Origin of the sequence: Actinoplanes solisilvae, from assembly GCF_003999975.1 — a bacterium.
In the GTDB taxonomy this organism is placed as follows: Bacteria; Actinomycetota; Actinomycetes; order Mycobacteriales; family Micromonosporaceae; genus Actinoplanes; species Actinoplanes solisilvae.
Genome location: NZ_RJAC01000011.1, coordinates 164,324 through 185,258 on the forward strand (window position 1 = coordinate 164,324; position 20,935 = coordinate 185,258).

The 20,935-nt window shown below is 70.7% G+C and carries 21 protein-coding genes and 1 pseudogene; 12 read left to right on the top strand and 10 right to left on the bottom strand.

What is annotated here, in order from left to right:
- Positions 1–57: 57 nt before the first annotated feature.
- Positions 58–681 (bottom strand): annotated as a pseudogene (locus EER30_RS26085) (ATP-binding cassette domain-containing protein); the annotation flags it as partial.
- A gap of 87 nt (positions 682–768) precedes the next feature.
- On the opposite strand from EER30_RS26085, the gene EER30_RS26090 reads away from it, so the two are divergent.
- From EER30_RS26090 to EER30_RS26115, 6 genes are all read left to right on the top strand, one after another.
- Positions 769–1,914, top strand: a complete 1,146-nt coding sequence (locus EER30_RS26090; RefSeq protein ID WP_164842482.1) for a sensor histidine kinase — start codon at positions 769–771, stop codon at positions 1,912–1,914.
- Entirely contained in the window at positions 1,911–2,546 is a 636-nt protein-coding gene (locus EER30_RS26095) for a response regulator transcription factor (RefSeq protein WP_127503230.1), read from the top strand. The genes EER30_RS26090 and EER30_RS26095 overlap by 4 nt, the downstream gene beginning before the upstream one ends.
- A gap of 43 nt (positions 2,547–2,589) precedes the next feature.
- Positions 2,590–3,597 carry an LLM class flavin-dependent oxidoreductase gene (locus tag EER30_RS26100; RefSeq protein WP_127503231.1) on the top strand — a complete coding sequence of 336 codons (1,008 nt, stop codon included), beginning with the start codon at positions 2,590–2,592 and terminating at the stop codon, positions 3,595–3,597.
- Positions 3,598–3,672: 75 nt separating this feature from the next.
- The gene (locus EER30_RS26105; RefSeq protein WP_164842483.1) at positions 3,673–4,416 is read left to right on the top strand and encodes an ABC transporter ATP-binding protein; all 744 of its coding nucleotides are present in this window, start codon (positions 3,673–3,675) and stop codon (positions 4,414–4,416) included.
- A gap of 1 nt (position 4,417) precedes the next feature.
- Positions 4,418–6,310 (top strand): FtsX-like permease family protein, encoded by a 1,893-nt coding sequence (locus EER30_RS26110; RefSeq protein ID WP_127503232.1) that lies wholly within the window; start codon positions 4,418–4,420, stop codon positions 6,308–6,310.
- Between the two features lie 398 nt (positions 6,311–6,708).
- Positions 6,709–7,440, top strand: a complete 732-nt coding sequence (locus EER30_RS26115) for an AMP-binding enzyme (protein WP_127503233.1) — start codon at positions 6,709–6,711, stop codon at positions 7,438–7,440.
- Here EER30_RS26115 and EER30_RS48030 read toward each other — a convergent pair.
- Complete coding sequence (locus EER30_RS48030; RefSeq protein ID WP_205650416.1) at positions 7,418–9,112, bottom strand: GNAT family N-acetyltransferase; 1,695 nt, start codon at positions 9,110–9,112, stop codon at positions 7,418–7,420. The two genes, EER30_RS26115 and EER30_RS48030, sit on opposite strands and share 23 nt — an antisense overlap.
- A 231-nt stretch (positions 9,113–9,343) precedes the next feature.
- On the opposite strand from EER30_RS48030, the gene EER30_RS26125 reads away from it, so the two are divergent.
- On the top strand, positions 9,344–9,754 hold the full coding sequence (locus EER30_RS26125) for an RpiB/LacA/LacB family sugar-phosphate isomerase (RefSeq protein ID WP_127503234.1): 411 nt from the start codon (positions 9,344–9,346) through the stop codon (positions 9,752–9,754).
- A gap of 178 nt (positions 9,755–9,932) precedes the next feature.
- Here the strand turns inward: EER30_RS26125 and EER30_RS26130 are convergent, their stop codons facing one another.
- Both EER30_RS26130 and EER30_RS26135 read right to left on the bottom strand, forming a co-directional pair.
- Positions 9,933–11,000 carry a DUF3616 domain-containing protein gene (locus EER30_RS26130; protein ID WP_127503235.1) on the bottom strand — a complete coding sequence of 356 codons (1,068 nt, stop codon included), beginning with the start codon at positions 10,998–11,000 and terminating at the stop codon, positions 9,933–9,935.
- A 35-nt stretch (positions 11,001–11,035) separates the two neighbouring features.
- Positions 11,036–12,400, bottom strand: coding sequence for a M20/M25/M40 family metallo-hydrolase (locus tag EER30_RS26135; RefSeq protein ID WP_127503236.1), 1,365 nt, complete (start codon positions 12,398–12,400; stop codon positions 11,036–11,038).
- 76 nt (positions 12,401–12,476) lie between these two features.
- Here EER30_RS26135 and EER30_RS26140 point away from each other — a divergent pair, with 76 nt between their 5' ends.
- The 4 genes from EER30_RS26140 to EER30_RS26155 all read left to right on the top strand — a co-directional run bounded on the left by EER30_RS26140 (position 12,477) and on the right by EER30_RS26155 (position 14,442).
- Positions 12,477–12,986: an SRPBCC family protein gene (locus tag EER30_RS26140; RefSeq protein ID WP_164842484.1), complete on the top strand. Its 510-nt coding sequence runs from the start codon at positions 12,477–12,479 to the stop codon at positions 12,984–12,986.
- Positions 12,987–13,099: 113 nt separating this feature from the next.
- Positions 13,100–13,384 (top strand): type II toxin-antitoxin system Phd/YefM family antitoxin, encoded by a 285-nt coding sequence (locus EER30_RS26145; RefSeq protein ID WP_127503238.1) that lies wholly within the window; start codon positions 13,100–13,102, stop codon positions 13,382–13,384.
- Positions 13,381–13,773, top strand: a complete 393-nt coding sequence (locus tag EER30_RS26150; protein WP_127503239.1) for a type II toxin-antitoxin system VapC family toxin — start codon at positions 13,381–13,383, stop codon at positions 13,771–13,773. Before EER30_RS26145 ends, EER30_RS26150 begins: the two co-directional genes overlap by 4 nt.
- Positions 13,774–13,869: 96 nt before the next feature.
- Positions 13,870–14,442 carry a hypothetical protein gene (locus EER30_RS26155; RefSeq protein ID WP_127503240.1) on the top strand — a complete coding sequence of 191 codons (573 nt, stop codon included), beginning with the start codon at positions 13,870–13,872 and terminating at the stop codon, positions 14,440–14,442.
- A gap of 2 nt (positions 14,443–14,444) precedes the next feature.
- Here the strand turns inward: EER30_RS26155 and EER30_RS26160 are convergent, their stop codons facing one another.
- The 5 genes from EER30_RS26160 to EER30_RS26180 all read right to left on the bottom strand — a co-directional run bounded on the left by EER30_RS26160 (position 14,445) and on the right by EER30_RS26180 (position 19,620).
- A complete protein-coding gene (locus tag EER30_RS26160; protein ID WP_127503241.1) occupies positions 14,445–15,644 on the bottom strand; it encodes an acyltransferase family protein in 1,200 nt (399 codons plus the stop codon).
- Positions 15,645–15,685: 41 nt separating this feature from the next.
- Entirely contained in the window at positions 15,686–16,357 is a 672-nt protein-coding gene (locus tag EER30_RS26165) for a SanA/YdcF family protein (RefSeq protein ID WP_432417568.1), read from the bottom strand.
- 57 nt (positions 16,358–16,414) lie between these two features.
- Positions 16,415–18,664 carry an exo-beta-d-1,3/1,6-glucosidase gene (locus EER30_RS26170; protein WP_127503243.1) on the bottom strand — a complete coding sequence of 750 codons (2,250 nt, stop codon included), beginning with the start codon at positions 18,662–18,664 and terminating at the stop codon, positions 16,415–16,417.
- 197 nt (positions 18,665–18,861) lie between these two features.
- Positions 18,862–19,095 (bottom strand): hypothetical protein, encoded by a 234-nt coding sequence (locus tag EER30_RS26175; protein ID WP_127503244.1) that lies wholly within the window; start codon positions 19,093–19,095, stop codon positions 18,862–18,864.
- 48 nt (positions 19,096–19,143) lie between these two features.
- Positions 19,144–19,620 carry a Crp/Fnr family transcriptional regulator gene (locus tag EER30_RS26180; RefSeq protein ID WP_240670303.1) on the bottom strand — a complete coding sequence of 159 codons (477 nt, stop codon included), beginning with the start codon at positions 19,618–19,620 and terminating at the stop codon, positions 19,144–19,146.
- Between the two features lie 96 nt (positions 19,621–19,716).
- On the opposite strand from EER30_RS26180, the gene EER30_RS26185 reads away from it, so the two are divergent.
- Positions 19,717–20,226, top strand: coding sequence for a hypothetical protein (locus EER30_RS26185; protein WP_127503246.1), 510 nt, complete (start codon positions 19,717–19,719; stop codon positions 20,224–20,226).
- Here the strand turns inward: EER30_RS26185 and EER30_RS26190 are convergent.
- Positions 20,177–20,926, bottom strand: a complete 750-nt coding sequence (locus EER30_RS26190; protein WP_127503247.1) for a Crp/Fnr family transcriptional regulator — start codon at positions 20,924–20,926, stop codon at positions 20,177–20,179. The two genes, EER30_RS26185 and EER30_RS26190, sit on opposite strands and share 50 nt — an antisense overlap.
- Positions 20,927–20,935 lie beyond the last annotated feature (9 nt).

Consider the following 20,935-nt stretch of genomic DNA (forward strand, 5'->3'; position numbering starts at 1 on the left):
GCCCGTCATGGTCAGGTAGAAGTCTTCGAGGGATCGGGGTAGGGCCGCCACCGAGGTCTCGGCCAGGAGCCGGCCCTCGCCGATGATCAACACGTGGTCGACGGTGAGCGCGGCCTCGGACATCAGGTGGCTGGAGAGCAGAACTGTGCGGCCCTCGGCGGCCAGCGCGCGCAGGGTCGAACGGATCCACCGGATGCCCGCCGCGTCGAGGCCGTTGACGGGCTCGTCGAGGACGAGCACGGACGGGTCGCCGAGCAGGGCTGCGGCCAGGCCGAGGCGTTGCCGCATGCCGAGCGAGAACCCGCCGACCCGCTTGTGAGCCACGTCGGCCAGGCCGGTCTGGCTCAGGACCGTGGTCACGCGGGAACGGTCGATGCGGTTGCTGCGGGCCAGGCAGGCGAGATGGTGGAAGGCCGTGCGCCCCGGGTGGGCGGCACCGGCGTCGAGCACCGCGCCGACCGTGTGGAGTGGACGGTCGATCTGGTCGTAGCGCCGGCCGTCGATCAGCGCCTCGCCCGAGTCGGCGTGGTGCAGGGCCAGGAGGATGCGCAGGGCAGTGGACTTGCCCGCGCCGTTGGCGCCGAGGAAGCCGGTCACCACGCCTGGGCGGGCGTCGAACGACAGGCCGTCGAGTGCTCTTGTCGACCCGTAGGTCTTGGTCAGGTCTCGCACCGAAATCATGCCGACGATGTTTCACCGGCGATGCGGTCGCTGTCGTCATACCAGGGTCAGACGCGCAGCGGCCGCCGCGCCGATAGCGTGGGGTGCGTGAGAATCAGCGCCATCGTGGACCTGACGGCAGCCCTCGGGCTGACGTTGCTGGCCGCCTTCGCCACCCTCGACCCGCCCGGTCCGGCCTTCACCGGCCCGACGTGGGTGGTGTGGCTGGCCGCGGCCGCCGCGGCGCTCCCGATCGCGATCCGTCGCCGGTGGCCGCTCCCGGTTCTCGGTGGGGTCCTTCTCGCCACGGCGGCGGCGACGGCCTTCGGGGTCGTCGGCCCCGGCGTCATCTGGGTGGCCTTCGTCCCGGCCGCGATCGCTCTCTATTCGGCGGCCACGGCGACCGGTCAGGTGGTCTCGGCGCTCGCCCTGGCCGCCACGGTGGCCGTCCCGGTGAGCACGATCCCCTGGCTCTATCACCACGCCGGCATCTCTCCGGCCGACTCCCCGGCCAGCGAGGCTCCACTGTGGTGGCAGGTCGAGTCCGGCATGACCGCCGTCATCGTGACGGCCGCCTGGGTGACCGGCCGCGTCGTCCGGTGGCGGCGCGCGGTCCGCGACGAGCTCGCGCGCCGGGCGGTCTCCGCCGAGCGGCTGCGCATCGCCCGGGAACTGCACGACATCGTGGGTCACAGCCTAGGACTGATCGCTTTGAAGGCCACCATCGCCAACCATGTCGCCGACGATCGCCCGGCCGAGGCGCGAGCCGCCCTGACGACCATCGAGGAGACCAGCCGGGCGGCGCTCGCCGAGACCCGGCGGCTGCTCGGCGTGCTGCGCGACTATGACGACGACGAGCGCGGCGATCCGGCGGGTGAGCTGGCCCCCGCGCCCGGAACGGCCGATCTGGGCAGTCTGGCCGAGCGGCTGCGGTCCTCGGGCATGCGGGTCGAGATGGTCGTCGACGGCGTCTACGCCCTGCCGCCCGCTCTCGACCTCACCGTTTACCGCATCGTTCAGGAGGCGCTCACCAACGTGCTGAAGCATGCGAACGCCGCGGGCTGCCACGTGACGGTCCGGGCCGATGACGACGCCGTGCGCATCGAGGTGAACGACGACGGGCGCGGCGGTGGTGGGCACGGGCTGGTCGGCATGCGCGAGCGCGTGTCGATGTACGGCGGCACCCTGACCACCGGTCCGCAGGCCGAGGGCGGCTACCGGGTGGTCGCCGAGATTCCTTTGGAGGGCCGATGACGTCCGTCCTGCTCGCCGACGATCACGCCCTCATCCGGGAAAGCTTCCGCACGTTGCTCGAGTCGTCGTCCGATCTCATCGTGGCCGGCGAGGCCGCCACCGGCGCCGAGGCGGTGCGGCTGGTCCGCGAGTTGCGGCCCGACGTCGTGCTGATGGACATCCGCATGCCCGAGATGGACGGCATCGAGGCGACCCGCCAGATCTGCGCCGAGTCGTCGTCGCGGGTTCTCATCCTGACGACGTTCGACCTCGACGAATACGTCTACGGCGCGTTGCTGGCCGGGGCCAGCGGCTTCCTGATCAAGGCCGCGACGGCGGCCGAGCTGCTGGCCGGGATCCGTGCGGTGGCGTCCGGCGAGGCGCTGCCGGCGTCGCGGGCGGCGCGGCGGCTGATCGCCAAGTTCGCCGAGGAGAGCGGTTCGGGCCTGAGGTCCGTCACCGAGCGGGAGAAAGAGGTGCTGATCCTGATCGCGCGGGGCCTGAGCAACACCGAGATCGCACAGAAGCTGTTCGTCGGGGTGGGGACGGTCAAGACCCACATCAGCCGCCTGCTCAAGAAGCTCGACGCACGTGACCGGGCGCAACTTGTGATCATCGCTTACGAGACGGGGGTGGTGGCCACGCAGCGGTAGAGATCACGTCCGCGGTGGCCGCCGTTCGTGACAGGGTGAACGGGTGACGTCGCGACCGCTGCGGAAACTGGGCTTCCTGACCATCGGGCTGTTCGACTCCGACGATCCCCGGCCGGGCCACGAATCCACCCTCGAGATCATCAAGCTGGGGGAGGACCTGGGGTTCGACAGTGCCTGGGTGCGTCACCGGCACCTTCAGTACGGCATCTCGTCGCCGGTCGCCGTGCTGGCCGCGGCCACGCAGCGTACGTCGAGGATCGAACTGGGCACGGCGGTGATCCCGCTCGGGTGGGAGAACCCGTTGCGTCTCGCCGAAGACCTGGCGACCGTCGACGTGCTGTCGGGCGGGCGGCTCAACCCGGGGCTGAGCGTGGGCCTGCCGATGAACTACGACGCCGTCAAGGAAGCCCTCTACCCCGACACCACCGAAGACTTCAGCTACCACCGGGTCGAGCGGCTGCTCGGTTTCGTCCGGGGCGACAAGGCCAGCGACCTCAGCGGTGCACAGGGCGTCGTCGAGGTCTTCTCCGACCGGGTCGAGCCGCACTCACCGGGCCTGATCAAGCGGATGTGGTACGGCGGAGCCAGCCTGCGGTCGGCGCAATGGGCCGGCGAGCACGGCATGAACTTCCTGACCAGCAGCGTCGTCAAGGCCGAGGAGTCCGGCGACTTCGCCGAGATCCAGTCGTCGCACATCCGCACGTTCCGCGCCCACCACCCCGACCGCGAGCATGCGCGCGTGTCCCAGGGCCTCGTCGTCATCCCGACCGATTCGGCGACCCCCGAGCAGAAGGCCAAATACCGGGCCTACGTCGACAAGCGCACTCCCCGCACGACCGAGCCCCAAGGCCCCGCCCGCATGCTCTTCTCCCGCGACTACGTCGGCAGCTCGGCCGAGATCGCCGAACAGTTGCTCGCTCACGCCGCGTTCCAGCAGGTCGACGAGGTGGCGTTCGCGCTGCCGTTCAGCTTCGAACACCCCGACTACGTGCAGATCCTCACCGACATCGCCGGCCATCTCGGTCCCGCCCTCGGTTGGAAGCCTGTCTAGGTAGTGCCAGCACCACCCTGAACCGGCTGGCTGGCTTTACCGACACTGAGCCCGCGGCTGAATAGCGTTCTGGTCATGACGACGACGATGACACGGGCCGCGGCGGCCGTGACGCTGCACGGGGTGAGCCGGGTCTTCGGCCGGGGCCCGGCGGCGGTCCGCGCCGTCGACGACGTGACCCTCGAGTTCCCGCGCGGCGGCTGGACGGCCGTGATGGGCCCCTCCGGCTCCGGCAAGTCCACGCTGCTGCACTGCGCGGCCGGTCTCGAACGGGTCGACACCGGTCGGGTGATGCTGGGCGACACCGACCTCACCGGGGCCGGCGACGCCGATCTGACCGCGCTGCGCCGCACCCGCATCGGTTTCGTGTTCCAGAGCTTCAACCTCATCGGAGCCCTCACCGCCGAGCAGAATGTGGCCCTGCCGCTGCGGCTGGCCGGCAGCCGCCCGTCCCGCTCGATCGTTCGCTCCACTCTCGACGCCGTGGGTCTGGCCGACCGGGCCCGGCACAAGCCGCGCGAGCTCTCCGGTGGGCAGCAGCAGCGGGTGGCGATCGCCCGCGCTATGGTGACCAGACCTGAGGTGCTCTTCGCCGACGAACCCACCGGCGCGCTCGACTCCACCGCCGCCCGTACGGTCCTCGGCCTGATGCGCGCGATGGCCGACGCCGGTCAGAGCATCGTCATGGTCACCCACGACCCGGGCGCGGCGGCCCACGCCGACGCGGTCGTCTTCCTGCGCGACGGCCGGGTGGTCGACCGGCTCGCCGGGGCGGGCGCGCGTGAGGTCGCCGACCGGCTCGCCGCCTGGGAGCGTTGAGATGCTGGGCATGAGCCGGGCCGGCCTGGCCGAACGCTGGACCCTCTTCGTCGGCGCGCTGCTCTCCGTCACCCTCGGGGTGGCGCTGGTGCAGTCGTCCCTGCTGCTGCTCATCACGGCGGCCACCCTCGACCCGCCGGCCGGTCTCAGCGCCGCCGCCCGCCTGCAGTTCGCCGACGGCACGAGCGCCGCGGTCGCGATGCTCGGCGTCGTCCTCGGCGGGGCGGTCTTCCTGGCCGGTTTCATCATCAGCTCGACGTTCGCGTTCACCGTCGACCAGCGCCGCCGCGACCTGGCCCTGCTTCGCCTGGTGGGCGGCAGCCGTGGCCAGGTGCGCCGCCTGCTGCTGGGCGAGGCGCTGCTGCTCGGCCTGGCCGGCGCGGGTCTAGGCGTTCCGGCCGGGCTCGGGGTGATGGCCGTGCAGGCGTGGCTGATGCGCCGCTTCGAGTTCGTGCCCGAGGGTTTCGCCGGGCAGTGGCGCATGTGGATTCTCGGAGTCTCCGTAGGCACGGGCGTCGTGCTCGCCGTGGCCGGGGTGCTGGTCGCCGCCCGGCGCGCCGCGCGGGTGCGGCCGCTGGAGGCGCTGCGCGAGAGCGGTCCGGCGGCCCGGGTGATGACGGCCGGGCGCTGGATCGCCGGGCTGCTGTTCTTCGGTGGCGCGCTGGCGCTGGTCATCGTGGCGCCGCACGGCGGCCCGGCCGGTGGTCAGGCGATGGCGATGAACGTGGCGATGCCCGCCGCGGTGGCCGTGGTGGCGTTCGCTCCGCTGCTGGTGCCGTTGCTCGCCCGGCTCATGCCGTTCGGCGGCGGGGTGCCGTCGTCGCTGGCCCGGGCCAGTCTGCGCGACGCCCGGCGACGGTCGGCCTCGGTCGCCGCGCCGCTGATCGTGCTGGTCGCGCTCGTGGTCGGCAACACCGGCGCCGGCGCGTCGTTCACCGCCAGCGGCATCGACGAGCTGGCCCGCTCGACCCACGCTGACCTGGTGATCGAGGCGACCGGTCCGGTCGGGCCGGCGATCGCGAAGGTGCCGGGCGTCGCACGCGCGTCGACCGAGCTGTCGCTGCCGGCCGAGCTGACCACCGGTTCCGGCGACGAACGAGAGACCGAGACGGTGACCGCCCTGGTGATCGACCCCACGGCGTACGCCGCTGTGCACGGTACGGCGGTGTCACTGCAGGGGCGTGCCGTGGCGGCCGGGCCCGGCGGCGAGGTGCCGAAACGCGGCGAGGTGCGGGTGCGGCTGCCCGAGAGCGACCTCGGCTCGCTGCCCGTGGTGGCGTCGGTGCCCGAGACCATGACCGGTGGCGCGAGCCTGCTGCTGCCACCCGGCCTGGTGCCCGCCGGCCAACTCGACGACGCGGCTGCGCGGTCATTCGTCTCGCTGGCCCCGGGGGCCGACCCCGCGGCCGTACGGGATGGCCTGTCACGGATCGGGAAGGTGTCGAGCCTCGACGAGTGGCTGCGCGCCGACGCCGCCGACCGCAGCTCGACCAACGACCGCATCATGCTGATCGTGCTCGGCCTGGGCGGTCTCTATGCCCTGCTCGGCGTGGTCAACGCGGTCGTGATCGGCGCGGCCACCCGGCGGCGCGAGTTCGCCGAGGCCCGCGTGACCGGGCTGACCCGCGGGCAGGTCGTCCGGGCCGCGCTGCTCGAGGCGTACGCGGTGACCGGCGCGGCGCTGCTGCTGGGTGGCCTGGCCGCCGCCGCTGCCTTCATCGCCGTGCTCTCCACGACCTCGGCCGTGACCGGCGCCGCGACGCTCGACCTGCCGTGGCCGCTGATCGGCGCGGTCGCCGCCGTCGGACTGACCGTCACCGGCCTGACCAGCCTGATCACGTCGTGGTCGGCCACCCGCCGCCCGCCGGTGACCCTGCTGGCCGTCCGCGAGTGAGAGCGGCCTTGGCGTTCGGCCTCGTCCGCGGTTTCGGCCCGTCCGGCGTCGCGCTCGTCGTCGGCGGCGCGCAGCAGGCTGAGCGCGAGCTGGCAGTGTTCCGGCGCGGCGTCGACGCCTCAGGCAGCCGATCGGCCGGGAAGCCGAGGGCCGCGGCGGCCACCCCCAGGGCGTACGCGGGGTCAGCGGGTTCGCCCACAAGAGACATCGTCGCTGGTAGTCCCGCCTCTATCCCGTGCAGCTGGGGGCTTCCGGACACCTTCCGGCCGTGCCGGCGGTGGCCGCAGCCTTGGGGTTGTGCTGGACGCTTCGGCCGGTGACGGGTCGACCACGGGCTGATCGAGATCCGGATATGGTAGACGGGCATCGATCAGCGGAAATCGTGTGGAGGACTGGGCATGGGGCACGACGATGTCGAGACTGTGCTGCTTCGTCATCCGCTGGTGCGTGGATGCGCCATCTTGAGCGTCCCCACTGGACCGTCTGGCGACATCCTGATCGCGTACGTCGAGACCGACGACGCTACGCCCGAGCAGATCAGGAGTTTTCTGGCTGAGGCGCGTCTGCCGGCTGAGTCGATCCCGGGCGCGGTGATCCCCATGCGGGCGTTGCCCCGGTCCGCGTCCGGCGTGGTGGACCACGCCGCGCTGCCGCTGCCGCCCCTACCGGCGGCGGCCGTCGGTAAGCACGGCGTTGCGGCGGCCAGCCTGACCGGGCACGCAGTGGGCGCGTTCCTTCTGGTCGTGTTCGGCACGGTTGCCGCTCTGTTGCTCACCGGCCACCTGTGGCCGGGCTCGACCGACCTGGGTGGGGTGCCCTCTCCGTGGGCCGGGCTGTTTCGGGCCCTCTACTTGGCCGAGTGCCTGTCGTTCGGAATCGGCGTCGCGTTCCTGCTCCTGGGCCGGGTGCCGCTGGCGCGGCTCGGGCGCTCGCCCGGATGGACCGGGCTCGCGCATCTGGCGATCGTGTGGCTGCTGGTGGCGTGGTGGCCGCAGGACAACCTCTACCGTCTGGCCACCAAGACCGACTGGCCCCGCCAGGCGGCGCTCGTCTACGGCTTCAACGTCACGCTGATGCTGGCCGCGGCGGTGCTGGCCGCCTTCGCGGTCAGCCGTCGACGGGCGGATTGAGCGCAGGGTCCTGGAACAGGCCACCGAGGGCCGCGTTGGCCTGCCGCACGGCGGCCTCGGCCTCGGCCGCAGCCACGGCCGTCCGGGCGGCGATGGCCACCCCGAGATAGGGCGCGGCGTCGAACGCGGCCGTCGGGATGGTGACCAGCAGCGTGGCACCGAGGCCCTGGCACCGCAGGACGAGGTCGCTGACGTGCTCCCGCAGCGCAGCGGAGGGCAGGCGGGCGCCTAGCGGCAGCCGGTCTGCGGTCCGCACGACGTGCCGGCCGCCCCACCGGCGGTCGAGGGTGGCCTGCACATGGAACGCTACGGCCGGCCCGGTGAGGCGAAGGTTGATCTCGGTCGGCGCGAGACGGCCCGACGCGGTGGCAACGAAGTCGACGTCGAACCAGCCGTGGTAGCCGTCTGCGGCCAGGACGCGGCCCACGGCGGTGCCGAACGCAGCCGCAGCACGGGCAACCACGTCAGGCAATACACCAGGGCCAACGGTGACGCCGCGGTAGGCGGTCCCGTCGACGTGCATGAGTCCGGCGCCCACCGGATGCACCCAGCCGTCGGTGGCGATGACGGCGTCGAAGGTGACGTCGCGGTGGCTCTCGTCACCCTCAACGTACTCCTCCACCAGCGCCCCGTCGCGAGCCCAGCGCCGCAGCAGCGGGCGCAGCCCCGGAGTGTCCCCGGACACGATCAGGGTGCCAGCCCCGCCGACGCCGTACTCGCGCTTGAGTACCACCCGGCGTCCCCCGGCCAGTTCCCGCGCCAGCGCCCGAGGCGAGCCCAGTGGCCGCTGCGCGGACACGGTAATCCGTGGATGTCCGTCAGCCAGCGCACGGAAGAGGGTGTGCGCATGGCGCTTGGACTCGTAGCGCCGCACGGCTTGCAGCGCGTCACGCGAGCCCGGCGCGATCGCCGCGAACTCAGCTGTCCAGCCCCACGGCAGCGCCCGTGAGCGATCGGCGGCGATGCGGCACAGCAGGTCTGGCCGAGAGCCGACGGCGACGCACATTCGGGCATCGCCGGCAAGCCCGCTGTGCACCTCTACCCCTTCCCAGCCGAGCACGGCGCCCACATGCTCGATCCACCAGCCCTCGACGGGCATCGGAAGCAGGACCATCGCCGGGCGGGTGGCGCAGAAGGCGGCCAAGCACGAGTAGTGGTCGGGGCCGCGAACGCTCCGGCCGAACTGGCCGTTGAACTCGGCGGCGTTGCCCACAATAACCGGCTGTGCGCCGCCGTCCCAGGCCGCCGACCACGACGGCTCGCGGGCCGGGGGCCACGCCTGCAGCCGGACCAGCGCATCCTCTGTAACTGGTCCGGCGGGGGGCGGTCCGGCCAGGGGCACCGGCTCGGCGCTCACGGCCCGGTAGAACGGCACCGCGTGCGGGTCGGCGTCAATGGCGAGGCGGCGGAACCCGAGCCGGCCGGCCTCGGCCAGTACGTGCCGGTACAGGGCGCGGCCCACGCCCTGGCGCATCTCGTCCGGCTCGACGAACAGCAGTCCGAGCTCGCCGTCCGGCGGGTCGCCGTCCAGGGTGGCCACACCCAGCAGTGTCCCGCTCCGCTCGGCGACCACGGTGCGCCGCTGGATGACGTCGCCGGGCCGGATCCGCAGCTGTTCTCGGCAGGCGTCCAGAACCGCATCGTCGTACCCCCACACAGCCTTGGACCGCATGACCAGCTCGCTGAGCCGCTCGGCCTCTGACGGCCGAGCCGACCGTAGCCCCACACCGTCTGTCGACCTGCCCACCAGTGCAACACTCCCATCCTTCTTGGCGTGTGGCGCCAAGCGATTCTTTCGCGACGGCGGGTGATTCACAACGGCCGATGCCGTCGGGAGTGCTGGGCGACACCGGTGGTGCTGGATCCGCCGGTGAACGGGCCCAGCACTGCTTACGCTGCGGACATGCGGATAGCGTTCGCCAGCGACGACGAGAACGAGACGACCCGGGCGATCGTGGCCGCCCTGACCGAGGATGGGCACGAGATCGTCCGGCCGGACGGTTCGCCAGACTGGCCCGATCTCGGGCGCTTCGTCGGGCGGGCCGTCGTGGACAGGCGCGCCGACTACGGCGTGGTCATGTGCTGGACCGGCACCGGGACGGCGATGGCGGCCAACAAGGTGCCCGGTGTGCGGGCAGCGGTTGCCTGGGACCCGTGGATCGCCACGGGTGCGCGGCTCTGGAACGACGCGAACGTGCTGGCCATGAGCCTCAAGCGGCTTGCGCCGGACGTCGCGGTCGAGGTCCTGCGCGCGTTCCTCGACACCCCGGAGCCCGACCTCGGCGAGGCCGCGAACATCGCCGCCATCGAGTGACGGCCGTATCTCGGCCGCACCCCCATGCGTCCGGCGGTCTTCGCGGCCGGCTGCCTGCTGGGCCGCTCGATCCGCTTCGTCGCGATCGCCCTGGCCCCACAGCTCGCCGGCTACTGAGCGATCACCCCGCCCGCGGCTCGCCGGCTACTGAGCGATCACCCCGCACGCGGCTCGCCGGTTACCGAGACGGCAGGCGTACGACGTCCGCGATGACGGCGTCGTCGTCGGTGAGCCGCACCGCGGCCGGGCTGTCGTACACGATCAGCAGTTTGCCCTCGCCGTAGCGGCTCAGGCCTTCGGCGTGATCGTCGCCCTCGCCGAAGTTCAGCTCCAGCTCGCGGCTGATCAGGTCGCCGCGGACGACGGTGGGCATCGAAGATCGGACGGCGTCGTGCCAGCGGTAGACGCGGACCGGGCCGTCCAGATCCATCGTCGGGCCGGCCAGGATCAGCAGGTCGTCGCCGTCGGGGCACAGATCGCGCACGCCGAGGCCGTCGAGCTTGAGCACGTGCTTGCGGTAGGTGAAGCCGTCCTCGAATTCGTGCAGGCGCAGGCGGTCGGGCTCGTCGGGGTCGATGTAGGGGCGCAGTTCGAGCACGAACGCCCAGCCCCGCAGCACCGGCCCGCGCAGGCCAAGATAGACCCGGCCGTCGCTGACCGCGATGCCCTCGATGTCCAGCCCGTTGTCCTTGCCCGGGATCGGCAGGAACGGCGCCAGGTGCTCGTCGCGGCGCAGCAGGTGACGGAGATCGTCGCGGCCCCCGAGCGCCGCCGCGTAGTGCTTCTCCCCGTCGATCTCGAGCTCGCGCACCGGGGTGGGCAGCCCATCGACATCGGCGACGGGGAGCCGTACGAGAATCTGCCTGTTCTGTTGACCCTCGATGCGGGCCAGCCGGCGCAGCGCCCTCGCGCCCTCGTGCCGGTCCTTGATCTGCTTGCGGCGCAGGCTGTGCGAGCCGATCGCCCACAGGAACGACCCCGACCGGGCCAGCCCTTCGACGTCGGCCTCCTCCTCGATGTCGGTGCCGGGCAGGGTCACGTAGTCGGCGAGGCGGAAGGTCGTCTCGTCGCCGAACTCGGTCGGCTGCTGAGGATCGTCGGCGACCAGCCGCTCGACGGTGGCGGTCTCGTCACCGGCGATCCAGAGGACAGGCCCGTCCAGGCGTACGGCGGAGAGGTTGGTATGCGTCGCGGCGGCGCGCGACCTGTCGCCGAAGCGCAGCCGGACCGTGTGCTCCAAGGTCATGTCACCATCGTCGCACCGTGCGTAAAGCCCCGAGGTCAGCTTGACGGCTTGGGCGCTGCGGCCGGACTGCGGTTGCCCTGAGCGTCGACGGCGCGTACGCCGAAGAAGACGTTGTCCTTGGAGAGGTCGATGGTGACTGTGTTGACCTTGCCGACTGCCCTCGAATGCTGCCAGTCGGGGGCGGTCGTCTCCCGCCAGACCACCTCGTAACCGGCCAGATCGGGCTCGGTGCCGAGTTGCCAGCGCAGGGTCGTCTCGTTCGTGAGCTGGGTGGTGTCGATGACCACGCCCCTCGGGGTGCCCGGCGCCTGCGACAGCGACCAGAGCGTGGCCGCGTTCACGCGGGCAACCCGGGCAATGTACGCGAAATCGCAGAACTCGGGCAGGTCGCCGTACTGGATGCCGTTCTCGACGCGTACGTCCTGGTGCTCGTGGGCGAAGTTCTCGCGGGGCTCGGTGAAACGGGCCGCGGGGTAGCCGCGCAGCAGAAACGAGATGTGATCGCTGCCGCGTAGGTAACGGTCGCGCCGCCAGATGACCCGTACGTCGGTGCCGTCGGGTTCGACGTCCTTGACGAACCGCCCGAGCTGGCGCGACGGCCCGTCGTTCTCGCCGCCGACGCTCTTGCGCGTGTTCGCCTCGGCCGCCGTCTCCGAGGTGGGCACGCCCTCGACGAAGAGCCGCACGGTGCGGTTGCTGGGGCGGGTGCCGTCGTGGGCGTCGCCGGTGCCGACGATGTCGTTGCTGAACATCGCCTGCACGTCGGCATTGCGATCACGGTAGGCCTGGGCCATGTGGTCGGAACCGTAGAGGCCCTGCTCCTCGCCGGCCACCGCGGCGAACACGATCGTCGACTCGGGGCGGCGGACCGTGAACACCCGGGCCAACTCCATGATCACGGCGACACCGGACGCGTCGTCGTCGGCGCCCGGGGCGTCCTTGACGGCGTCCATCACGTCGGTGACCCGCGAGTCGTAGTGGCCGGTCACGACGTAGACGCGGTCGGGGGTGACGCTGCCGGTGAGGGTGGCGATCACGTTGGTGATGGTGGTGGGGGCCGGGATGCGCGGCGAGACGGGCTGGACGAAGGACTGCAGCTCAACGGTCATCCGGCCGGCGGACCGGGCTGCGTACCGCTGCAACTCGGCGTGGATCCAGTCGCGAGCGGCGCCGATGCCACGGACGGGATCGTCCTGACTGGACAGCGTGTGCCGGGTGCCGAAGGAGACCAGTTTGCGCACGATGGCCTCGACGCGCTTCGGGTCGATCTCGCGCAGGATCGCCTGCAGCTCGCGGCTGGGCGCGCTTTTCGCCGCCGCGGCCGCCTCGCCCGCTACCAGGGGCGCCGCCGCGGCCGCCGCGGACACCGTCAGAAACGTACGTCTCGTCGACTTGCCCATGTCGACCACTCTGTCCCAGCGTTCGTCAGATGTCTACGTTCATCGATGTATCGCCGGGGTGGACCAGGTTCGAGTCATGATCGTGCGTACTCGGTGGACCGTGCCCCAAAGCCCCGACGACATGTGGCCGGCGCTGTGCGACTCGTCGATGGAGCTGAAGCCCCGCTGCCCGGTCTTCTATCTCGGCACACCGCAGCCCACCGAGTGCCGGCTGCCGGACGGCGAGGGGGCGGTGGGAGCGTCCCGGCAGTGCGTTTCCGAGCAGGGCGTGGTGCGTCAGCGCATCGACGTGTGGGAGCCGCCGGCCCGCTTGTCGTTCCACATGGAGGAAACCGACCTCTGCTTCCGCGGCATCGTCGAGAGCTTGGGCGACACGTTCGAGCTGGAGCCCTCCGGCACCGGCACCCGGATCACCCGGACAACAACGGTCTCCGTACGCAACCGCTTCGCCGCGGTGTTCTACCCAGCCCTGTGGTTCGGCCTGAAGTCAGTCCACCGCTTCGTCTTCTGCAACTGGCAACGCCGCCCCGTTGGCGCCTGCGGGTCATGGGCGGACGGAGGCGTCGCGCTGTTCGCTTTAGGGTAGTCATGAGCCTATAGTCATTCAGCATGATGGGGGTTATGGCAAGCGGAGTCTCTCCGCGACCATTTTGTAGGTACAATCTCTTCAGCGTGGGTACTTCGTTGAGGAGGCAGCCGATGAGTTCGGTCTCGGTCCGAGAGTTCTCCTATAACCCCAGTGCCATGTTCAACCGCGTCGAGCAGGGCGAGACGATCGAGGTCACTCGACACGGAAAGGTCATCGCGGTGCTGCTCCCCGGTGCGAGCGGTCTGAGCCGCTACTCTCCGCTGGTCGCCAAGGGTCTGATCCGGCTCAAAGCCACCACGACAGCAGATCTTGACCGACTGCCGTCATACGACATTCCCGCCGACGTGTCGCCGCTGGATTTGCTGTTGGATGCTCGAGCCGAGGACGATCGTTGATCTACCTCGACGCCTCCGCACTCGTCACGCTGCTGGCGAGGCGAACCTACGCCAAGGAAATGCGCGACTTCCTGAACAGCCGGCCGTTGATGCCGATGGCCACCAGCTCCCTCGGTTTCGTCGAGACCGTGCGCACGATGGATCGCATCGGCGACTACCCCGACCTCATGCGCGACCTGGTCCAGGGCTTCACGGAGATCCTGCTGACCGAAGAGATCCGCGACGCGGCAGCTCACCTCCGAGGTGGGCTCCGGACGCTCGACGCCGTACATGTGGCTAGCGCTCAGCTCCTGGGCGATTCGCTGGACACGCTGATCACCTACGACAAGCGGATGCTCGACGTCGCGCGTGCGGAGGGATTGCCGGCCGAAGCTCCGGGACTTCTCTGACCGACATCTGGCCGGTGCCACCTCAGCGATGAGTCGCTGTTGGTCTCGGGGTCTGTTTCGGCTCCGGAGGGCGTTGCCGGGTGCGACGATCGGGTGATGATCGCCGTTCGGATCGCTGCTGCTGGTGTGGTGCTGGCCGCCTGCGTCGTGCAGCCGGGCGCGGCGGCGGCGAAGGTGGAGTTCGACCGGGAACGTCTGACCGGGTTCGTCGAGAACGCGGACGTCCGCCAAGCCTTCGGGTGGTCGGAGGCGACGCTCGAGGAGCGGGCGGCCCGGGTCAAGCTGGAACACGTTCATTTCGTGCACGAGAATTACTTGGTCACCTGCGGTGGGCCAGCCGCCGCGTGGACGCATCACCTTCAGGGCGGCGTCGACTTCCTGAAGGCGACAGTCGAACCGAACGGGTTCCGGCTCGTCCCCGGCCCGGGGATCTCGTCGATGACCTCGGAGCCCGAGCCGGGCTGGGACTGCCCCGCCGAATTGGGGCGGCCGGCCGGGACGAAGGTGACGGCGATCGAGCTGCGATCGTGCACGGTCGGGTGGGGGCTGCTCGTCACGTTCGACAAGACGGCGGCCCAGCTTCGAGGCGACAAATGGCAGCTTCCCCCGGACGGCGAGGGCCAATGCTATCCGCCGAGATCGCGACCGAAGGACACCGCGGGCGGCTGAGCTCAGCGCATGCCGAACAGGAAGCGGGTCACCGGCGTGCGGCGCACCAACAGGTCGTAAGCGGCGAACATGATGGCGAAGGACAGCGCGACGATCGCCAGATATTTGACGATCATCGGGGCCGGCCATCGTACGGCGAAGTAGGCCACGGCCACGACGATCGGCTGGTGGAGGATGTAAAGGGGCAGGGCCGCGGCGGCGAGGTAGGCGAGCACCGGGCGGTTCCGTGGTTCGGCGCTCGGAGGGTCGGCCGAGTCCCGCTGGGTCCGCGGGGGCGCAGCGGGACGGTCGAGCAGGCCGAGGATCGCGACCAGCCAGCACCAGCCGGCGGCGGCGAAGACCAGGCGGGCCGCGATCGCGTGGACGGTCATGTCGGTGAACGGCTCGCCGTCGGCGCTGCCCAGCAGGAGGCCGGTGCCGCAGAAAAGCACGAGCCCAGCCACCGCGGCCACCTTCGCGTCGCGGCGCATCGCGGCTCGGAAGCGGTCGTCGGCGGCGAGGACGAAGCCGAAGACGAAGAACAGCAGGTAGGCCCAGCGGCTCCAGCCCGCGAACGCCTCCTCCATGCCCAGCAGCGCGCTGATCACCATCAACAGCAGCGCCGGGACCACCAGGAACACGCCCCGCCGGGCAAGCCACGACAGTCGTTCCACCGGCACGCGGGCGGCCAGCGGCGCGAGCATCAGCGAGAACGCCAGCAGCAGCACCACGAACCACAGGTGACCGGTCTCGAAGTGTTCGCCCTCGAGCAGGAACGGGAAGTCGGTCAGTTCTAGGTGGACGTCGAGAAAGCGCAGCAGGAACCGCGGATAGGACTCGTCGTAGCCGGGATCGGCCGCCTTCAACCGCAACCACTGCGGCACCGGCACGATGGTCAGCGTCGCGAAGAGCAACGGCACCCCGAGGCGCAAAAGCCTTTCCCGGACGAATCCTCGCGCGCCGCGCCGCTGGATCGAGTGCCACGAGCCGAGGCCCGCGATCAGGAACAGCGCCGGCATCGCCCACACGACCCCGAGCCCGGCGACCCAGGTCACCGCCTCGGTCGTCTCGGCGTTCTTGACGTAGAAGTCGTCGCGTTCGTCGAAGACCAGCGCCGAGTGGAAGAACACCAGGCCGAGCACGACCACGAGCCGGATCGCGTCGAGCTCGGGGCGCCGCCGGCGCGATGTTGCTGTCGACACTGACTCCCGCGGTGCGGTCATGCCGGTCAGCATAGGCATCGCCTACGACACTTTGGGGGGCCTCAGTTCGCGGCCAGCGCCTCTTGAACCGTGGTCTCCTGACGGCCCAGGAAGACCGGGTCGCGGTGGCTGACCGTGTCGGCCAGGGCCTTGACGACGGCGCCGCGTTCCCGGACGACCGAGTTGCGCCACGGCTCCTCGTAGATCTTCACGGACTCGTCGCCGACCCCGGTGGCGTCGATGCCGAGGGTGCGGCACAGCGCCACCGCGCGGTCGATGTGGTAGGTCTGGGTGACGACGATCGCCTGGTCGACGCCGAAGATGCGCTTGGCCCGCGCGCACGAGTCGTAGGTGTCGAAGCCCGCGTAGTCGAGGGCGACCTGCTGGGCCGGCACGCCGCGGGCGGCCAGGTAGACCATCATCGAGCCGGGCTCGTTGTAGTCCCAGTAGCGGTTGTCGCCCGAGACCAGGATCGCGCGGACCTTGCCCGCTTCGAGCAGCCGCCGGGCGATGTCGAGACGCGCGGCCAGGAACGGCGAGGGTGATCCGTCGGCGTACACCTCCGCGCCGAGCACCAGGGCCACCGGGGCGGCGGGCACGTCGGCCTCGGCGTACACGTGGCCTCGCGAGGTGTTCCAGGTCCACAGCTCGGCGCCGGCCGAGACAAGACAGCCGGCGACCACGGAGAGGGCGGTCGCGACGGCGAGGCGACGGAGCCGGCGGCGCTTGAAGATCGGCACCCGCCCGACGATGCCAGCCGCTGTCAACAGCCGGCATCGTCGCGACGGGCGTCAGCCGGTGATGCGGAAGGGCGCGCGCAGCAGGTCACGCTCGCGCGAGCTGGGCCCGACCAGCAGTTCGAAGTCGCCCGGTTCGACGACGCGGCGGCCGTCGGCGGTCACCAGGGAGCACGCCGAGGCCGGCACCTCGATCTCGACCGTCACACTTTCCCCGGCCGGCACAGAGACCTGCTTGTACGCCTTCAGCTCGCGACCCGCCCAGGTCACGCTCGTGACGAGGTCGCTGATGTACGCCTGCACCGTTTCGAGGGCCGGTCGGTCGCCCCGGTTGTGCAGGGTCAGCGTGGCGTGGACGATCTCGTCGGCGGACACCGACGAAGTGCTGACGGCCAGACCCTCGTACGTCAACGTTGTGTAGTTGAGTCCTTCCCCGAACGCGAAGAGCGGGTCCTGCGTGAGGTCGGCGTAGCGGCTGCCGTGCTGGCCGCGGATGGTGTTGTAGTAGACCGGCTGCTGACCGACGTGGCGGGCCACCGACAGCGGCAGACGCCCGCTCGGCTCGATGTGGCCGAGGACCAGTTCGGCGATCGCCCGGCCGCCGCGCATGCCCGGGTTGAACGCCTGGATGATCGCCGACGCGTTCAGGGCCGACGGCGGCAGCACGGACGGCTTCGAGTTGACCAGCACGACGATCATCGGGGTCTTGGTGGCCGCGATCGCGTCGAGCAGCGCGATCTGGCCGCCCTGCAGTTCGAGCGTGGCGGTCGACTTGTGCTCGCCGGTCAGGTTCACGGTGTCACCGACGACGACGACCGCGTAGTCGGCGCGGACCGCCTTGTCCCGCGCTACCTCGATCAGGTGGTGGTCGACCGGCGCGCCCTGCGAGATCGGCGGGCGCGGCTGCCCGTCGGGGTAGGTGTCGCCCTCGGGGTCGGGCACCAGCCGCTCGATCTCGGCGCCCCGCGCGTGCTCGATGACCCAGTTCTCGGGCGCGACGGCGCGGAAGCCGTCGAGCACGGTCTCGGTCAGCTCGCGCGGGTGGCCGTCGGGCAGCCAGTCGACCTGGCCCGAGTCGCCGGCCCAGTCGCCGAGCTGGGCCGAGACGCTGTCGGCGTTGGGGCCGACGACCGCGATGCGCCGGAACTTGCCGGCCGGGTCGACCGGAAGGGTGCCGTCGTTCTTCAGCAGCACCAGCGACCGGCGGGCCACCTCGAGGTTGAGCTCGGCGTGCTCGGCCGCGCCGATCACCTCACGCTGGCGGGCCGGGTCGGGCGCGCGCGGGTTCTCGAACAGCCCGAGCTCGAACTTGAGTCGCAGGATGCGCCGGACGGCCCCGTCGATCTCATCCTCGCGCAGCAGACCGCGTTCGACCGCCTCCTGAGCGCCCTCGAAGAAGCCCGGGGTGACCATGACCAGGTCGTTCCCGGCCTTGACGGCGACCGCGGCGGCCTCGGCGTAGTCCGCGCAGACCTTCTGCTCCCACACCATGCGCCCGACGTTGTCCCAGTCGGTCACCAGCGTGCCGGTGAAGCCCCATTCCTCTTTCAGTACGTCGTTCAGCAGCCACTTGTTGGCCGTGATCGGGACGCCGTCCATCGACTGGTAGCCGAGCATGAAGATGCGGCAGCCCTCGCGGGCGACCCGTTCGAACGGCGGCAGGAACCAGGAGCGCAGCTTGCGTGGGCTCAGGTCGGCCTCGCTGGCGTCGCGCCCGCCCTGCGTCTCGGAGTAGCCGGCGAAGTGCTTGGCCGTGGCCAGGATGGCGGTCGGGTCGTCGAGGCCGCCGCCCTGGTAGCCGCGGATCATCGCCGAGCCGAGCTCGCCGATCAGGAACGGGTCTTCGCCGAAGGTCTCGTCGACCCGGCCCCACCGCAGGTCACGGGTGATGCACAGGACGGGGGAGAAGGTCCAGTGGATGCCGGTCGCGGCGACCTCGACGGCGGTCACCCGGGCGACCCGCTCGATCAGGGCGGCGTCCCACGACGCGGCCATGCCGAGCTGGGTCGGGAAGATCGTCGCGCCGGGCCAGAACGAGTGGCCGTGGATCGCGTCCTCGGCGGTGAGCAGCGGGATCTGCAGCCGGGTCTTGGCGACCAGGTCGATCGCCTCGAGCATCTTGGCCGGTGAGGTGTGCAGGATCGAGCCCGCCAGCTTCTCGCTGACGATCTCCTTCACGTCGCCCCGGGCGTCGAGCTGAAGCATCTGCCCGACCTTCTCCGGCAAGGTCATCCGGGCCAGCAGGTCGTCGACACGCTCGTCGATCGGCAGGTGGGGATCCCGGTACGGGACGTCAGCGGGCACGCACGCCTCCGGTCGTCACGACCGCGGTGGCACGGTCATCGAACATATGAACAACCGGGAGTCTTCCAGTCCGGAACCGGTTACGGGACCCCGCCCCGGTTCCGGAACTTTTAACTCAAGTAAGAATTGTTCAGGGCGGTGGAGATCATCGATGCCAGTCGCGGCTGTTCGCGGGTCGAGGTAGGCCTGAACGACCCTTAGTTATCCGGATCGCTCTCATCGATGCTCGGCACCTCGATGCCGGCGGCCTCGATCGCGTCGAGCCGGGCCTCGGCGGCTTCCTTCTCGCGCTCGACGAGAGTCGCGTACTCGACCAGCACGGACGGGTCGGCGGTGTTCTCGAGGGTGTCGAAGAACCGCTGGGTGTTGCGCACGGCGGCGGAGTAAACCTCGGCGGCCTGGCGCAGGGTGATGATCGTCGTGTCAGTCATCAGCCAGTCTTATCACCACCCAGGGCTCCGCGGGCGGGTGACGCCGCCTCAGTATGCGTCCATCCGGCGCTGGTCAGGGGCCATGTCGGCGCTGTTCCGCAGGCGTGCGAGGTCCCAGACGGTGATCCGGCCGTACCGCGTGGTCACGAGACGGGAGTGACGCATCTCGCGCAACGCCTTGTGGACCGAGATCTCGGCGGCGCCGCACAACGTCGCGAGCTCGGGCTGGGTGAGACGCACCCCGATCTCCACGCCGCCGTGGCCCGGACGGTGCCCGTACAGGTCGGCGAGCTCGGCGAGAATCCGGGCCAGCCGGGTCTTGACGGGGTACGAGGTGAAGTCGATGCGCCGCCGGTTCGACCAGCGCAGCCGCGGCGGCCGTGGCTGCGCGGCATCTTCGGGCCGGACCCGGTCCGCGAATGGGGCCCGGAGAACGAGTTCTCCTGCCGGCTCGACGCGCCCGACCCGATCCGGTTGCTTGCTCAGGGCGACGCCTTCTCGTTCCGCGTCTTCGTGAGCTGTCATTGGCGTGGGTACGCCGGCTCGCGTGAGGAGCTGCGTGGCTGCGCGCAGAACCTGATGCCCAGGGTGCGGTTGATAGCCACGCAGCGGTTCCGGCCGTTGGCGAGATCGGTCGCCCCGCATCGGGCCCCGCGGCTCGAGGACGAGATCAACAAAACGGCGGACGTCTGGAAGCGGCTCCGCGACCTCGACCGTGACTTCTGGTTCGCGGTGAGCGTCCGGGTCGAGCCCGACGAGGCTGTCGTCGAGCAGATGCGTCCCTACTGGGCCGAGCGCATCAAGGCCGAGTGCGACCACGAGCTGGGCCTGCAGCGGGCCCGGTACGCCGAGGAGCTGACGACACGCTGGTCCGGCATCTTCGACCAGTTGGCCCAGGACCCGCGGGCCAGCTTCGCCGCCCAGCTGAGCGAGGAGGAGTTCGCCCGGGTCTTCGGCAACTTCGTGGGCAGCCGCCGCAAGGCCGTGCACGACCTGCTCGACCTGTTGAGCAGCGCGGTGCGCGGGCACGGCGAGGCCGGGCTCGGACCCTCCGAATACACGAAGGCCTGGGATCAGGCGATCAAGGCATTTCAGAAACAGTACGGATTGCGACCGGACGATCCCGAATGATCTCAGGCACCGCCGGCCGGGGTGGCTCGTCGAGTTCGGCGACGGTGCGGAGGCGTTCCAGGTCCCAGATCGTGATGCGCCCGTACCGGGTCGTGACCAGGCGGGCGTCGCGCATCTCGCGCAGGGCCTTGTGCACCGAGCCCTCGGCCGCGCCGCAGAGGGCGGCCAGCTCGGGCTGGGTGATGCGCACCCCGATCTCGAGGGCGGTCTGGCCCAGCGGTTGACCGTGCTGCTCGGCCAGTTCGGTGATGATGCGGGCGACCCGCACCTTGATCGGGTAGACGGTGAAGGCGGTCTGCCGGCGGTTGGACGAGCGCAGGCGTTCGCTGACCATCGCGACGAGCGCGACCGCGGCGTCGGGATGGCGGGCCAGGAACGGGGTGAACCGGTCCTGCGGGATCATCACGACGCTGCCCGGGCCGCACATGGTGATCGTGGCGCAGCGAGGCGAGCCGTCGAGTGCGGCCATCTCGCCGACCAGGTCACCGGCCGTGCGGATCGAGATCAGGGACTGCCCGGCGGACACCTTGGCGACACCGCGGCGGATGACGACCACGTGTGACTCGGCGGCACCTTCGCGAATGAGGACCCCGCCCGCGGGCAGGCGTTGCTCGGAGCCCAGGCGCAGCAGCGCGCGGACCGTCGGTTCGGCGAGCGCGGCCAGGAGCGATCCACGCGGCCACATGTCGAGCGTGCTCATCTTCCGAGG